A 14,330-nucleotide genomic window follows, 5' to 3' on the forward strand; every position below is an offset into this window, starting at 1 on the left:
GTCGTCCCCGCGCAGGCGGGGACCCAAGTTGCACGCGTTTCGTCAGCGCATGCAAACTTGGGTTCCCGCCTCCGCGGGAATGACGTAACTATAAGGAAGCAGCTCGGTGCTGGGAAAAGTTTATCTAATCGGCGCCGGTCCCGGCGCGGCTGACCTCATCACCGTACGCGGCGCGCGCCTGCTGGCGCAGGCCGAGGTCGTGCTGTACGACGCCCTCGTCACACCCGAAATGCTGGAGCTGTGTGCGCAGGCCGAGAAGATCTCGGTCGGCAAGCGCTCCGGCCAGCGCTCCACCGCGCAAACCCTCATCAACGAACAACTGGTCGAGTGCGCCCGGCGTTTCAAGCTGGTCGTGCGCCTGAAGGGCGGCGACCCGATGCTGTTCGGCCGCGCCGACGAAGAATTGCGCGCGCTCGAGGAAGCCGGCATCGAGGTCGAAGTCGTCCCCGGCATCACCACGGCGGTCGCCGCGGCGGCAGCGACGAAGCAGCCACTCACCAAGCGTGGCGTGGCGCGCAGCGTCGCCTTCTTCACCTCCAGCACGGCGCCGGACGAACCGGACCACCCTGCCCTGCCGGCCACCGACACCATGGTGCAGTACATGGGCGGGCGCGAAGCCGCCGCCACCGCCGAGCGCCTGCTGGCGCTGGGCCGCCGCCCCGAACTGCCGGTGGTGGTCATCGAAAACTGCAGCCGCCCCGACCAGCGCATCCTGCGCCTGACCCTTGCCGACCTGGCGCATGGCCTGGACACGGCCCAGGGCCCGGTGCTGGTGATGATCGGCGAAGCCCTGCAGCGCCGCGAGCACCAAGGCCCCGATTAACTTAGCCGTGCCAGGGCGTGTATTCGATGCCGCTGACGATGGAGCCGATCACCTGCGCCTGGTTTTCCGCGCTCTCGCTGAAATCGGCCAGCACCTGCGCACGCGACACGACCTGGATCGAGTGCAGCCAGAAGTCGTAGCCGGCAGCGTCCGGGGCGCGGTGCAGCACGTTCTGGTACACCGCGTTCAGGTACTGGGCGTCGGTCGTATTGGCGCCGTACAGGCTGGCGAATTCCGCGCTGTTGACGAAGCCGCGCGCCGCATCCACCAGGCTCACGCCCTTGTCGATGGAGTCGATCCAGAAGCCGAGGCCGGCCTTGTCCGGGGTACGGTCGAATGCGGCCTGGTACAGGCGATAAGCCTCGCCGGCATTGCCGTGCACGTCGAGCGCCACGTTCTTGTCGCTGAACTGCAGACGCTCGACATTCGTCAGCTTGGTCGTGCTGCCGTTGAGGTAGTCGAACACCGACACGGTGATGCCGTCGCCCGACAGCGCAAATCCGGCGCGCTGGCCGCCGAAGACCGCGGTGTCGATGCCATCTTTGCCGTCCAGCGTGCCGCCGCCGGCGCTGGCCGCCATCACATTGTTGCCGGCCGTGCCGACCAGATTGACGGCCGGTGCGCTCGGCGTGACCGCCACCGGCGTGCTCGGGGCGCTGGCCACGGGCGTGCTCACGACCGGGGTAGTCACCACCGGCGCGGTCACCACGGGTGAGGTGACGACCGGCGTGGTCACGACCGGGGCAGTCACCACGGGCGCGGTGACGACCGGCGCCGGATCGGTGACCGCGCTGCCGGCATCCGAGGACTGGCTGCCGCCCTGCACCGGACCACCGACCGCGTCCGGCACGTTGAACACGCGCGCTTCGACCGACACGCCACCGCTGTGGTTATCGTCGACCCAGGCCGCGGCAAAGCCGCCGTTGGCCAGCGCCGTCAGGTCCGGGCTGGTCTGGTCGCCGGCGCGCATCTGGTTGATCTCGAATTCATGCATGTCGACCGCGCTGCCGTCGGCACCGAAGCGGCGGCCGAAGATACCGGCGCCGTCGTAATCGCCGGTCTGCGACTGCCAGGCGACCACGAAGCCGCCATCCGACAAAGCCGTCACCGCGGCGTCGTAGCGTCCGCTGCCGCCCTCGATGTTGGCCTGCACCGCGGCGCCCAGCGCGTGGCCGCTGCTGTCGTAGACCTGGAAGAACACGTCGCTGCTGGCGAAACCATAGGGCGCGTTGACATAGCTGTCCCAGGCGACGACGACGTTGCCGTTGGCGAGCGTGGTCATGTGCGGCAGCGGGGCCGCGGTGGCCAGGCTGGCCGCGTAGCCGTCGCCGTTGACGACGAAGGCCTGCTTGGCGGCGCTGGTGGCGGCGTAGACGTTGCCGTCGTTGATCTCGCCCCAGGCCACCATGTAGCCGCCCTGCTTCAGCGCGGCGATGCTCGGGCTGAAGGCCGAGGACAGCACGCCGTACACCTGCTGGGTGCCGATCAGGGTGCCGTCGGCGGCCGCCGCCTGCTGCACGTGGACCGTGCCGCCGCTGCGCCAGCCGACCACGAAGGAGCCGTCCGCCAGGGTGGCGACGGTCGGCATCGCGGCGTTGCCGCTGGCGCCGCTGTCCAGCACCTTTTCAACGCCGGCGCTGCCATTGGCTTCGACCACGCGGTAGGCGATGCGGGTGGCGCCGCCGTCGTTGACCGAGTAAGCCACCACGAAGCGGCCGCCCGACAGTGCCGCCACCGCCGGCTCGCCTTCGATCTTCGCATCGCCGTCCGGAGTCAGCGCGAAGGCGGCGCCAGTTGCAGCGCCGCCGGCGTCGCGCAGCTGGGCCCACAGGCCGCTGCCGGCGCCGCCCGCGACGGTGTCCGCCCCCTGCCAGACCGCGACCAGGCCGCCGTTCGACAGCGTGGCCAGCGACGGATTCGCGCTCCAGGCATTGGTCGCCGCGCCGAGCTTGAGGTCGTTGCCGAAGCCCGGCAGGTCGTTCGTGAAGCCGTCTTCCACGGTGTAGACCATGGTGCGGGTGACGCCCTGGCCGGCGACCGGGTTGCCGTTGCCGTCGACCTGGTAGCGGTCGTAGTAGTGGATGGTCACCGCCGCCGACAGGCCGTTGGCCGGCAACTGGGCGGCATCGGCGATCACCAGGCGCGCCGAGGTGTCGGTGGCCGGGTTGTAGGCAATCGAGAACAGGCCGGGCGACGACTGGCTGTCGATCACCCAGCGTCCGCCGGTCAGCGAACCGGTGTCGACGGACGACAGCTGGTCGACCACGGCGCCTGCCTGCAGGGTCGAGAACATGGTGGTGTTCTCGCCGCTCAGGCTGGACGGCGCGTTGTCGACGATGACCGTGTTGTCGCTGGTGACCACGGTGCCGTTCGCCAGCTGGTAATGGACGCCGAAGGTGTTCGGGCTCGAGCTGTCGGTGCTGCGGTCGAGGAAACGCCAGACCGTGCCGGCCGCCTGGATGTAGCTGCCCTGGCCGTCGACCGGTGCGGCATAGGTGTTCCAGTTCTTGCCGTTGTCGAAGCTGTACTGCAGCTGGCCGCGCGTCAGCTGTTGCCCAAGGGCGGTCGTGACGTCGAAGGACACCGCGGTGATGGCGCTCGAAGCGGCACCGGACGGCATGCTCGTGCCGGCGTAGCTCCAGGTAGTGCTGCCCCAGGTCGGGCGGACGTAGATCGTGGTCGAGGGGGTGGTCATGGTCGGCTCATCGCAAAGTGCCACGCGCGGCGCGCAGCTTATGGATGCCTATGATTCCGTACGGCAACGCGAAATGCAATGAGGAAATTGCTTTCCGACCGGAAATATCTCCCAGAAGCAACAAAAGATTAGCCTGCTAACAATGAAGTTAACAGGAAGAATTGCATCCAATGCAACTCAGTTAGCGAACACTAAAAGCTGTCAAATCGGCAAAGCCGCGGTGCAGTATGCCGCCATCGCGGCCAGGACCGCCGGGTCTTCGCCCACCGCCGGCACCGTCGACATCGCGACCGTGGGATGGGCGGCGCGCAGCTCGTCCAGCAGGCGCGGCAGGTCGCGCAGGAGGTGCCCGCCCTGCCCCAGGAAGATGGGCACGACGACGATCTCGCGCACGCCGCGCGCCACCAGGGCCGCGGCTTCGTCGGGCAGGCTGGGCGTCATCAGCTCGAGGAAGGCCAGCGACACCGCCAGGTCGGGCCGCTGTTGCGCGGTCAGGTCGCGCAGGCGCTGGAAGGGCTCGGCCCAGGAAGCGGCCCTGGCGCCATGTGCGAACAGGATCAGTGCACGTTCCATGGGTGCCTCTCAATGCCGCTCGACCCAGCGCAAGGCGCCAAGTCCGAGTAGCAGGAACAGCAGGCTGGGCGTGATGGCCGTCATGAAGGCTGGCCAGATCGACAGCATGCCGATGTGCGAGAACAGGTTATCGATCAACATGAAGCTCACGCCGATCATGATGCCGACGAAGACCTTGAAGCTGACCCCGCCGCTGCGCACCTGCAGATAGCCGAAAGGCAGTGCCAGCGCCATCATCACGAAGATCGACAGCGGGCCGACCAGCTTGCGCCAGAAGGCGATCTTGAAGCGCTCCGTCTCCTGGCGGTTCTCGGCCAGGTGGCGCGTGTAGACCGCCAGTTCGTTGGCCGACATGCGCTCCGGGTCCGAGCGCGACACCGACAGGATCTTCGGCGTGATCTCGGATTCCAGGTCGAGGGTCGGCAGCTTGCGCGTGCTGACGCCGGCGGTGTCCTGGCCGAAGCGGTTCTGGATGGTCTGGCCGTTCGGCAGCGGCGTGCCCGGTGCCGGCAGGGTGCGGCTGTTGGTGAACTGGGTCTCGGTCACGTCCTGCAGGCGCCAGGTGTGGTTGCCGCCGAAGACGGCGCTGGCGGCCGTGATCAGGGCGCGCATGCGCATGTTGTTGTCGAACTCGTACAGGCGCACGTCGACCAGCTGGCCGTCCGGGCGGATCTGGCGCGCGTTGAAGAAGCGCGAACCGGTCACCGGACCTTTCGGGCCGCCTTCGTGGATGGTGTCCTTGGTCCACATCCCGGAGCGGAATTCGGCCGACACCGTCGCGCCCTTGGCCGACAGGCGCACGCGCTCGGCCAGCGGCGCCGTGCGCGGGGTAATCAGCTCGCCGAAGATGAAGGTGATCACGACGAACACGATGCCGATCTTGAACAGGATCCAGCCGGCCATCCGGGTCGACATCGACGAGGCGCGCATGATCGTGAATTCCGAGCTCTGGGCGAACTGCGCCATCGTGTAGATGGTGCCGAGCAGCGCGGCCACCGGCATCACGCGGTACATGTTGCCGGGCACCAGCAGCAGCACGTAGAGCAGCGCATGCTGCAGCATGTAGCCGCCCTTGCCGACCGAGGGCAGCTCGCCGGTCAGGTCCATGAAGGCAGCCAGGGCCAGGAAGGCCACCAGCACGAAGGCCACGGCCTGCGCGATGTTGACGAAGAAGTAGCGGTCGAGGATCTTCATTTCGCGCCCTCCTTCAGGCTGGCGCTTTGCAGCAGGCGACGGCGCTTCCAGGCATTGGCCAGCAACAGCGGATGCCAGCGGTGGTGGATGTTCATGCGCCAGGCGAACAGCGCGAGCGCGGCCAGCAGCACCAGCAGGTGCAGCGGCCACCAGGCCATGCCGAAGCCGACCTTGGCCTGCTTGACGGCCTGCTCGGCGGCCTTCGTCAGGTTCAGGTAGGTGAAGAAGATCAGCAGCGCCAGGATCAGGTTGGCCGAGGCGCCGGCGCGCGGGTTGACGAAGCCGAGCGGGATCGCCAGCAGCATCAGCACCAGGCACATGATCGGCCAGGTGAGGCGGTACTGGATCTCGGCGTCGGCGTACTGGTTGCGCGGCATCGCCAGCAGGGCCGGCGTGGACAGGCCTTCAACCTTCAGGTCGCCCATCACCGGGGCCTGGGTGGCGACGCGCATGCGATAGCGCTCGAACTCCATCGACTGGAAGTCCGGCTTGCCCGGCGTGCCCTGGTAGCGGCGGCCGTTCTTCAGCACCAGGTACTGGCCGCCCTTGCCGTCCGGTTCGATCTGGCCTTCCTTGGCGACCACGGTGGTGGTGACGCCATGGTCGATGGTGTTGACGAAGACGTTCTGCACCACGGTCGTGGAACGCGTGGCCGAACTCTCGACGAAGAACACGCGGTCGGCGGCGGCCGACTCGCGGAACTGGCCGGGTGCCACGCGCTGCAGGTCTTCGCGCTTCTCGAAGCGCTCGGTGAACTCGTTGCTCTTGAGCTGGGCCCAGGGAATCGCGACCATGGAGAGGACCGCCACCAGGATCACGACCGGCAGGCCGCACATCAGCACCGGCGCGATCCAGCGCGTGAGCGACTGCCCGGAGGCGAACCAGACGACCATTTCGGAGTCGCGGTAGCTGCGCGTGATCACGACCAGCACCGAAATAAAGCTGGTGAGGATCAGGATAGTTGGCAGATAATTCAGCACCGCAAAAGCGATCAGCGCAAGCACGTCGCCGGACGCGACCTTGCCCCCTGCGGCCCGGCCGAGGATGGTGATCAGGGTCCAGGTGACGAGAATGGAAAACAGGACGGTGAAGGTGGCGCCGGCGACGCTGGCCAATTCACGCTGTAGGGCGCGTCGGAAAATCATTCGATAGTTATAATTGCAGGTTAGGCAGCAACGCGAACGTCGCGGCCTCGAATAGACAAACGGAGAACCCAATGGACTTTAGCATAAAAGCATTCGACACAAAAAACACGCTGACCGCAGCCAAATCCGGCTGCATCGCAGTCGCTGTGTTCGAGAACAAGAAACTGTCGGAGGCGGCCAAAGCCCTCGACCTGAACGGCGAGATCGCTGCCGCCGTCAAGTCGGGTGACATCTCCGGCAAGGCCGGCACCACCCTGCTGCTGCGCGGCGTGGCCGGCGTCAACGCCGCCCGCGTTCTGCTGGTCGGCATGGGTGCCGATGAAGCCGTGAGCGAGAAGAGCTTCGCAAGCGCTGTGGGCGCCGCCCTGAAAACCTTTTCCACCCTCGGTGCACAAGATGCCATTATCGCATTCCCGCTGGAGAATGTGAAAGAACGCGACCTGGCCTGGGCGATCCGCAGCATCGTGGTCGCCGCCAACGAAGCCGAATTCCGCACCGATGCGCAAAAGAGCAAGAAGGACCCGGTGCCGGCCGGCGTGCGCAAGCTGGCGATCGCCGTGCCGCAGGCGACCCCGCAGGTGAAGGCCGTGCTGGCCCAGGCGCAAGCCATCGCCAACGGCATGAACCTGACCAAGGAACTGGGTAACCTGTCGCCGAACGTCTGCACCCCGACCTACCTGGCCAACACCGCCAAGAAGCTGGGCGCCGACTATGGCTTCGACATCGAAATCCTGGAACGCAAGCAGCTCGAAGCCCTCAAGATGGGCAGCTTCCTGTCGGTCACCCGCGGCAGCGAAGAGCCGCCGAAGTTCATCGTCCTGAAGCACAACGGCGGCCGGAAGAACGAAGCGCCGGTGGTCCTGGTCGGCAAGGGCATCACCTTCGACACCGGCGGCATCTCGCTCAAGCCGGGTCCCGGCATGGACGAGATGAAATACGACATGTGCGGCGCCGGCTCGGTGCTCGGCACCTTCCGCGCGATCGGCGAGATGGGCCTGAAGCTGAACGTGGTCGGCATCGTCGCCGCCTGCGAGAACATGCCGTCGGGCCGCGCCACCAAGCCGGGCGACATCGTCACCGCGATGAACGGCCTCACCATCGAGATCCTGAATACCGATGCCGAAGGCCGCCTGATCCTGGCCGACGCCCTGACCTACGCCGAGCGCTTCAAGCCGGCCGCCGTGGTCGACATCGCGACCCTGACCGGCGCCTGCATCGTCTCGCTGGGCCACCACACCTCGGGCCTGTTCACCCGCCACGACGACCAGCACAACGCGCTGGCCGACGAGCTGATGGACGCCGGCAAGCAGGCAGGCGACCCGGCATGGCGCCTGCCGATCGGCGAGCAGTACAACGAGCAGCTGAAGTCGAACTTCGCCGACCTGGCCAACATCGGCACCCCGGGCGGCGCCTCGATCACCGCGGCCTGCTTCCTGGAGAACTTCACCCGCAACTATGCCTGGGCCCACCTGGACATCGCCGGCACCGCCTGGAAATCGGGTGCATCGAAAGGCGCGACCGGCCGTCCGGTGCCGCTGCTGACGACCTTCCTGCTCAATCGCGTGTAATAAGCGTGTTTAATTAAGCGCGTACAAGCTTCGAAGGAGTGAAAAAAGGACGCCCCGGCGTCCTTTTTTATTGGTGCGGCAAGATCAAAAGATCGGCGTATCGCGGTCGGCAGGATCGCGCCCGCCCTCCCCGGGCCTGGCCGGACGCATGTAGACGGTCACGGTGGGGGCATAGGCGTAATTGCCTTCGACGTAGTCGCGCAGGCCGGCACTGAACAGGATGTTGCCGACCAGGCGGTTGGAACGGTAGTGCGCGCCCCACCATTCGTCGGCGCTGCCGACGCCGTCGCGCTTGCAGTAGACCGCCAGCGGCTTGCTGCTGCGGGTCACGGTCACGCGCCCCGGCGCGACCACGAACCAGCGTCCGACATCGTTCGCCAGCAGGCAGCCGACGCCGGCGACTTCGCGGTGGTCGAGGATGGCGTGCACCTCCAGTTGCTGCTCGGGAGAGTCGCCGCCGTTGATACCATTGATGCCGCCGCTGCCGACGCAAGCGCTCAGGCCGATGCCCAGCGCCGTGGCGAGCGTGGTCGAAAGAAGAAATCTGATCATGCGCCGTTTACGGCAGCGCAGCCGCAGACATGAGCGCAAAGCGTGGCACCTGCGCACCGCCGAACTCGACCGTTTCGAAAAAAACGGCCTTCGGACGCACCCAGATGCGCCCGTCCTCGCCCCGGTAGACCATCACCGGGGTGCGATCCGCCTCGAGCACGACCTCGCAGACCAGCTCGTACACCCCGCCCTTGTAGTGGCGGTAGCGCATCAGGTCTGTTCTTCGACCTGGCGGCTCTGGCTCTGGCTTTGGGCCTGGCTTTTCTTCTTGAGACTCTGGATCACGCGGACGATGCCTTCGACACCGGCGCTCTCGTCGAGCTCGCTGAAGGCATCCAGCACCTCGTTCAGCACGCGGTTGCGCACCGCGGCTTCGTCGGCCAGCATGACCGGGGCCTTGTCTTCGCTCGGCGCGAACTTCTGCGCCTGGGTAGCCTGCTGCGCGTCGACCGCCTTGGCGCCATGCGCCAGTGCAGCCTGCCAGATCAGCCAGCGGCGCTGGGTTTCGTACACCAGGTACTCTTCCGGCTTGTCCTCACGGCGCCGGACAATGTGGCCATCGCGTTGGGCCCATGCTTCGAATGCTTGACGCATTGCTGTCCTTTACAAAAGCTGTGTGCAAATCCTGCTTCGGATCCGCGATCGTTACACACCTGCCAATCGCCGGTACACTTGCCCGGCCGAGGCAACCCTATCAAAAGCAATGAATTGCCAAGAGATACTTGACTTCAAAGAAATATGCAAATACTACAAGTTATATTGGCGTACTGCAATATTTTCTTTTAGAAGGGAAAAAGATACGTAATCGTTCCCTTCGCTGCCGCGATTGTTACATCTTGTCACAGTTTGGCCGAGTTTGCTAGGCCAGAGAAATATATTTTTCTCATCAAGCAATAATTCTACGACATCAAGGTTGCTTTTTCTATAAATGATTGCACCAATGCACCGGTTTAGATCAATACATTTCGGAAAAACAACGATCCTTGCCAATCCAACTGCTGACGATATTAAGCAAAATGCATTCCTCCCTGCACGTTCTGTTCAAAATCAATAGCTTATATAGGGTTTCTCGCGGCGACCACAAGGATTTGTAAGCAATTCCGACAGGAATGTGGCGAAGACTTTCGCAATTGCCGCACGAACCATTAAGATGCAGGGCTCTCGATCTTTGGAATCCTCAGAATAATGAAAATAGCCACCTGGAATGTCAACTCCCTGAAAGTCCGCCTGCCACACCTGCTGCAATGGCTCGCCGCCAACCCGGTCGACGTGCTCTGCATCCAGGAAACCAAGCTCACCGACGATAAATTCCCGGTCGCCGACATCAACGCGGCCGGCTACGAAGTCGCCTTCACCGGCCAGAAGACGTATAACGGCGTGGCGATCCTGTCCCGCCATCCGCTGACCGACGTGGTGCGCAACAACCCGCACTACCCGGACGAACAGCAGCGCCTGATCGCCGCCACCGTGCAGGGCGTGCGCATCATCTGCGCCTACGTCGTCAACGGCCAGGCGGTCGGCTCCGACAAGTTCGCCTACAAGATGGCCTGGCTGGCGGCGCTGCGCACCTGGGTCCAGGAAGAGATGGCGGCGCACCCGGACTTCGCGATCCTGGGCGACTACAACATCGCGCCGGACGACCGCGACGTCTACGATCCGGTCGAATGGGCGGGTGCGATCCACTGCTCGGAACCGGAGCGCGCCGCGCTGGGCGAGCTGACCGCGCTGGGCTTGACGGATGCTTTCCGCCTGTTCGAGCAGCCGGAAAAGCAGTACAGCTGGTGGGACTACCGCATGATGGCCTTCCGCCGCAACCGCGGCCTGCGCATCGACCACATCCTGCTCTCGAGCAGCCTGGCCAAGCGCTGCACCGCCTGCACCATCGACCGCGAACCGCGCAAGTGGGAGCAGCCGTCCGATCACACCCCGGTGATCGCCACGCTGGACTGAACTTGCTCGGCGGCACTGGAATGCCGGATTTACAAGCCTGTGCTATGGTCGTGGCCCGATTGGCCGACTTTGAAGGAGGAAGGATGGACCGTTTCAAAGACAAGACCGTGATCGTCACCGGCGCCGCGTCCGGCATCGGCCTGGCGGCGGCCCGCCGCTTTCTCGATGAAGGCGCGCGCGTCGTGATGCTCGATATCGACGAAGCCAGGCTCAAGGAAGCCGCCGCCGGCCTGCCGCAGGACCGCGTGCTGGTGCAGGCCGGCGATACCGCCGAACAGGCTACCGCCGCCACCGCGGTCAAGGCGGCCGTCGAGCGCTTCGGCGGGCTGCATGTGCTGATCAATAACGCCGGCGTGGCGACCGAAGGCGACATCATGCAGACCAGCGAAGAAGACTTCGCCCGCGTCATGGCAGTCAACGTCGCCGGCTACTTCCACATGGCCAAGGCGGCGATGCCCGAGCTCGTGAAAACGCGCGGCGCGATCGTCATGACCTCCTCCGTCTCGGGGCTGGGCGGCGACTGGAACACCTTCGCCTACAATACCTCGAAGGGCGCGGTCAGCAACATGGTGCGGGCGATGGCGCTGGATGCCGGCAAGGATGGCGTGCGGATCAACGCGGTCAATCCCAGCTTCACCAAGACCGGCATGACCGAAGACATGCTGAAGGATGCCGAACTGGTCGCCAAGTTCAAGGAACGCATGCCGCTCGGCGCGCCCGAGGATCCGGAAGGCGTGGCGGCGGTGATGGCCTTCCTGGCCAGCGAGGATGCGCGCCTGATCACCGGCGTCAACCTGCCGGTGGATGCGGGTGTCACCGCTTCCAACGGCCAGCCGCCGATGTAATCCCGTCCAGCCAGGGCCGGCCCGCCTGCTCAAGCCAGCATCTGCGCCGCCCTGCCCGCCTCGTCAGGCTTCGCAAACAGATAGCCCTGCGCCAGCGCGCAGCCATGCTCGCGCAGCAGCGCCAGCTGGGCCTGCGTCTCCACCCCTTCCGCCACCACCGTCAATTGCAGGCTGCCGGCCAATGCCATGATCGCGGCGACGATCGCCCGGTCCTCGCTGCTGCTTTCGAGGTCGCGCACAAAAGCGCGGTCGATCTTGATCTTGTGGACCGGGAAGCGCTTCAGGTAGGCCAGGCTCGAATAGCCGGTGCCGAAATCGTCAATCGACAGGCGGATGCCCATGTTCGAGATCTGCGCCAGCGTCTCCAGGGTCTGGCGGCCGTGTTGCATCAGTGCGGTCTCGGTGATCTCGAATTCCAGCATCGATGGGGCAAGGCCGGTCTCGTCCAGGGTGCGCCGGATGGCGTCGATCAGGCCGCGGTGCATGAACTGGCGCGCCGACAGGTTCACCGCCAGCGGCACCGGCGCCAGGCCGGCGCGCTGCCAGGCCATCGCCTGTTCGCAGGCGGTGCGGATCACCCATTCGCCGACCGCCACGATCAGGCCGTTCTCTTCCAGCATGGGGATGAAATCGTCGGGCGCGACCAGGCCGTGGCCGGGACGGCGCCAGCGCAGCAGCACCTCCATGCCGTGCACGCGGCGGTCGCGGGTGCAGACGATGGGCTGGTAGAACAGCGTGAACTCCCCGCGTTCGAGGGCGCCGCGCAGGCTGGTCTCGAGTTCGAAATGGCGGGCCGCAGCGACATTCATGTTCTCGGCGAAGAACTGGTAGTTGTTGCGGCCCGATGCCTTGGCGTGGTACATCGCGCTGTCGGCCTTGCGCATCAGGGATTCCACGTCCTCGCCGTCGTCCGGGTACAGGCAGATGCCGATCGACGGCGAGATGTGCAGGTTGCGGCCCTCGAAGCGCACCGGCTCGGCCATCGCGGCGATGATCTTCTCGCCGACCAGCGCGCATTCCTCGAGCCCGCGCACGCCCGGCACCAGCACCACGAATTCGTCGCCGCCCAGGCGCGCCACGGTGTCGACCGCGCGCACCACGCGGCACAGGCGGTTCGCGACTTCCTTCAGCAGGTGGTCGCCGGTGAGGTGGCCGAGCGAATCGTTGATGGTCTTGAAGCGGTCCAGGTCGATGAACATCAGCGCCAGCTTGCGGCCGTCGCGGCGCGCCGCCAGCATCGCCCGGTCCAGGCGCTCCGACAGCAGTGCGCGGTTCGGCAGGCCGGTCAGCGCATCGTGGTAGGCCATGTGATGGACCCGCGCCTCGGCCTGGCGGCGTTCGACGATCTCGGCCTGCAGGCGGCGGTTGGCGCCGGCCAGTTCGGCGGTGCGCTCCTCGACCCGCACCTCGAGCTCGTCGCGCGCGCGGCGCAAGGCGTCGGCCGCTTCGCGCTGGTCGGTGACGTCGTCGATCAGCCACACACTGCGGCCGCTGCGCTCGGCCATGTCGAAGGGACGTCCCGACAGGCGCGCCCAGAAACGCGTGCCGTCGCGCCGCGCCAGCTGGTATTCGGCCATGTGCACCCGGCCCGACATGAAATCGCAGCGGGTCTGGCGGCGCGCGGCCGCCCAGGTCTCGAGGTCCGGATACAGCGCGCGCACGCTGGCGCCGTCGATCGCGCCGCCCGGATAGCCGAACAGCTCTTCCATCTTGCGGTTGCAGCGCAGCGTGCGGCCGTTCTCGACCACGGCGATGCCCAGCACCGCGTTGTCGAGGATGGCCTGGTTTTCCAGCAGGGCGTTGCGCAGCGCCTCCTCGTCGCGCTTCTGGCGGGTGCGGTCTTCGATCATCCAGATCGTGCCCTGCGCCGGGTCTTCGCTGTTGATGGCGTAGCCGATCAGGCGCGCCCACATTGGCGTGCCGTCCTTGCGCACCAAAGTGTTCTCGGCCTGGAATGGCTTACCCTGTCCGAGCACGGCGTAGGCCTGAGCGCCGAAGTCGGCAAATGCCTGGTCGTCGGGGTAGAAAATGCGCGTCAGGCTACCGATGGCTTCGTCTTGCGCATAGCCGAACATGCGGTCGAAACTGCTGTTGGCGCGCGTGATCACGCGCTTGCGGGTGAAGAAGATGCCGATCGAAGCGTTGGTCATAATCGCCTGCACTTCACGCAGCACCTGGCGCGTCTCGGTGACGTCTTCCAGGATCCAGATCGTGCCGGCTTCGCGCGAGGTCATGTCGACCGCCTTGGCGCGGATGCGGCACCAGATCAGCGAGCCGTCGATGCGGCGCAGCTGGATCTCGGCCTTTTCGAACAGTTCGCCGGCGGTCAGGACCCGGATCGCCTCTTCCATGAAGGCTTCGTACTGCGGGCGCGACAGGAAGAACTCGCAGGGGTCGCGCCCGACCAGTTGGTCCGGCTCGTAGCCCAGCATGTGGGCCATGCGCGGATTGCAGGACTTGACCAGGTGCGGCAGGGTGACGACGATGCCGACCGGCGCATGCTCGAGCACCATGGCCTGTTCCAGCCGCGCGCTTTCCACGCTCTCGCCAGTGACCGGCAATTCGCCGAACACGAAGGTGGCGCCGGCGATGCCGGCTGCAGCAGGCAAGGGCTGGGCCCGCACCTCGACCGGCACTTCAAGGGCGCCAGCGGCCAGCAGGCCGCGCCAGCGCCGTTCGCCGCCCGGCGCCAGCTCGGCCTCATGCGCCGCCTGCGGCATGCTGCGCGCGCAAAACAAAGCCGGCAAGCGCAAACCCTCGACCGGCGCGCCGTGCAGCCGCTCGAGCGCCGCATTGGCTGCCCAGATCATTCCCCTTGCGTCACAGGCGCACGCCGGCGCGGCCAGCAGCGCCAGCGCCTCGGCCACCATGGCCGGTTTGCTCGTTACACGATCCATCCCTGTTCCAGTCTCCGGGTCCGTCGGCGGACCTCTTTCCCCGGAGAATCATAAACCAACAATCAGTTGATAAATATCAAACAGGCAA

12 protein-coding genes are annotated in these 14,330 nt (G+C 65.9%); 4 read left to right on the forward strand and 8 right to left on the reverse strand.

Annotation, left to right across the window (positions count from 1 at the left end; genetic code table 11):
- The first annotated feature begins 106 nt into the window (after positions 1-106).
- Positions 107-823 carry a uroporphyrinogen-III C-methyltransferase gene (gene cobA, locus NX782_RS20590; RefSeq protein WP_258847356.1) on the forward strand — a complete coding sequence of 239 codons (717 nt, stop codon included), beginning with the start codon at positions 107-109 and terminating at the stop codon, positions 821-823.
- 1 nt (position 824) lies between these two features.
- Here the strand turns inward: cobA and NX782_RS20595 are convergent, their stop codons facing one another.
- The 4 genes from NX782_RS20595 to lptF form a co-directional block, all read right to left on the reverse strand.
- The gene (locus tag NX782_RS20595) at positions 825-3,518 is read right to left on the reverse strand and encodes a DUF4214 domain-containing protein (protein WP_258847357.1); all 2,694 of its coding nucleotides are present in this window, start codon (positions 3,516-3,518) and stop codon (positions 825-827) included.
- A 201-nt stretch (positions 3,519-3,719) separates the two neighbouring features.
- The gene (locus tag NX782_RS20600; RefSeq protein WP_258847358.1) at positions 3,720-4,091 is read right to left on the reverse strand and encodes a sirohydrochlorin chelatase; all 372 of its coding nucleotides are present in this window, start codon (positions 4,089-4,091) and stop codon (positions 3,720-3,722) included.
- 9 nt (positions 4,092-4,100) lie between these two features.
- Positions 4,101-5,285 carry an LPS export ABC transporter permease LptG gene (lptG, locus tag NX782_RS20605; protein WP_258847359.1) on the reverse strand — a complete coding sequence of 395 codons (1,185 nt, stop codon included), beginning with the start codon at positions 5,283-5,285 and terminating at the stop codon, positions 4,101-4,103.
- Positions 5,282-6,430, reverse strand: a complete 1,149-nt coding sequence (gene lptF / locus NX782_RS20610) for an LPS export ABC transporter permease LptF (protein WP_258847360.1) — start codon at positions 6,428-6,430, stop codon at positions 5,282-5,284. Before lptF ends, lptG begins: the two co-directional genes overlap by 4 nt.
- A gap of 71 nt (positions 6,431-6,501) precedes the next feature.
- Between lptF and NX782_RS20615 the strand changes: the two genes are divergently transcribed.
- Positions 6,502-7,998, forward strand: coding sequence for a leucyl aminopeptidase (locus NX782_RS20615; protein ID WP_258847361.1), 1,497 nt, complete (start codon positions 6,502-6,504; stop codon positions 7,996-7,998).
- 84 nt (positions 7,999-8,082) lie between these two features.
- On the opposite strand, the gene NX782_RS20620 is transcribed toward NX782_RS20615, so the two are convergent.
- Genes NX782_RS20620 through NX782_RS20630 form a run of 3 tightly spaced genes read right to left on the reverse strand, consistent with a single transcriptional unit; the run spans position 8,083 to position 9,144 of the window.
- A complete protein-coding gene (locus tag NX782_RS20620) occupies positions 8,083-8,550 on the reverse strand; it encodes a hypothetical protein (protein WP_258847362.1) in 468 nt (155 codons plus the stop codon).
- 7 nt (positions 8,551-8,557) lie between these two features.
- Positions 8,558-8,761 carry a DUF1653 domain-containing protein gene (locus NX782_RS20625; RefSeq protein WP_258847363.1) on the reverse strand — a complete coding sequence of 68 codons (204 nt, stop codon included), beginning with the start codon at positions 8,759-8,761 and terminating at the stop codon, positions 8,558-8,560.
- Positions 8,761-9,144: a phiTE_015 family protein gene (locus NX782_RS20630; RefSeq protein ID WP_258847364.1), complete on the reverse strand. Its 384-nt coding sequence runs from the start codon at positions 9,142-9,144 to the stop codon at positions 8,761-8,763. The genes NX782_RS20625 and NX782_RS20630 overlap by 1 nt, the downstream gene beginning before the upstream one ends.
- A gap of 591 nt (positions 9,145-9,735) precedes the next feature.
- On the opposite strand from NX782_RS20630, the gene xth reads away from it, so the two are divergent.
- Both xth and budC read left to right on the forward strand, forming a co-directional pair.
- Entirely contained in the window at positions 9,736-10,500 is a 765-nt protein-coding gene (xth, locus tag NX782_RS20635; protein WP_258847365.1) for an exodeoxyribonuclease III, read from the forward strand.
- Between the two features lie 83 nt (positions 10,501-10,583).
- Positions 10,584-11,345, forward strand: a complete 762-nt coding sequence (budC, locus tag NX782_RS20640) for a meso-2,3-butanediol dehydrogenase (RefSeq protein ID WP_258847366.1) — start codon at positions 10,584-10,586, stop codon at positions 11,343-11,345.
- A gap of 29 nt (positions 11,346-11,374) precedes the next feature.
- On the opposite strand, the gene NX782_RS20645 is transcribed toward budC, so the two are convergent.
- On the reverse strand, positions 11,375-14,242 hold the full coding sequence (locus tag NX782_RS20645) for a bifunctional diguanylate cyclase/phosphodiesterase (protein WP_258847367.1): 2,868 nt from the start codon (positions 14,240-14,242) through the stop codon (positions 11,375-11,377).
- Positions 14,243-14,330: the final 88 nt, after the last annotated feature.

The organism is Massilia norwichensis (genome assembly GCF_024753245.1).
Lineage (GTDB): Bacteria > Pseudomonadota > Gammaproteobacteria > Burkholderiales > Burkholderiaceae_D > Telluria > Telluria norwichensis.

Bases quoted from the DNA above. Each gene is read 5' to 3' on its own strand.
- NX782_RS20595 (WP_258847357.1), bottom strand. From the start codon at position 3,518: ATGACCACCCCCTCGACCACGATCTACGTCCGCCCGACCTGGGGCAGC.
- NX782_RS20600 (WP_258847358.1), bottom strand. From the start codon at position 4,091: ATGGAACGTGCACTGATCCTGTTCGCACATGGCGCCAGGGCCGCTTCC.
- lptG (WP_258847359.1), bottom strand. From the start codon at position 5,285: ATGAAGATCCTCGACCGCTACTTCTTCGTCAACATCGCGCAGGCCGTG.
- lptF (WP_258847360.1), bottom strand. From the start codon at position 6,430: ATGATTTTCCGACGCGCCCTACAGCGTGAATTGGCCAGCGTCGCCGGC.
- NX782_RS20615 (WP_258847361.1), top strand. From the start codon at position 6,502: ATGGACTTTAGCATAAAAGCATTCGACACAAAAAACACGCTGACCGCA.
- NX782_RS20620 (WP_258847362.1), bottom strand. From the start codon at position 8,550: ATGATCAGATTTCTTCTTTCGACCACGCTCGCCACGGCGCTGGGCATC.
- NX782_RS20625 (WP_258847363.1), bottom strand. From the start codon at position 8,761: ATGCGCTACCGCCACTACAAGGGCGGGGTGTACGAGCTGGTCTGCGAG.
- NX782_RS20630 (WP_258847364.1), bottom strand. From the start codon at position 9,144: ATGCGTCAAGCATTCGAAGCATGGGCCCAACGCGATGGCCACATTGTC.
- xth (WP_258847365.1), top strand. From the start codon at position 9,736: ATGAAAATAGCCACCTGGAATGTCAACTCCCTGAAAGTCCGCCTGCCA.
- budC (WP_258847366.1), top strand. From the start codon at position 10,584: ATGGACCGTTTCAAAGACAAGACCGTGATCGTCACCGGCGCCGCGTCC.
- NX782_RS20645 (WP_258847367.1), bottom strand. From the start codon at position 14,242: ATGGATCGTGTAACGAGCAAACCGGCCATGGTGGCCGAGGCGCTGGCG.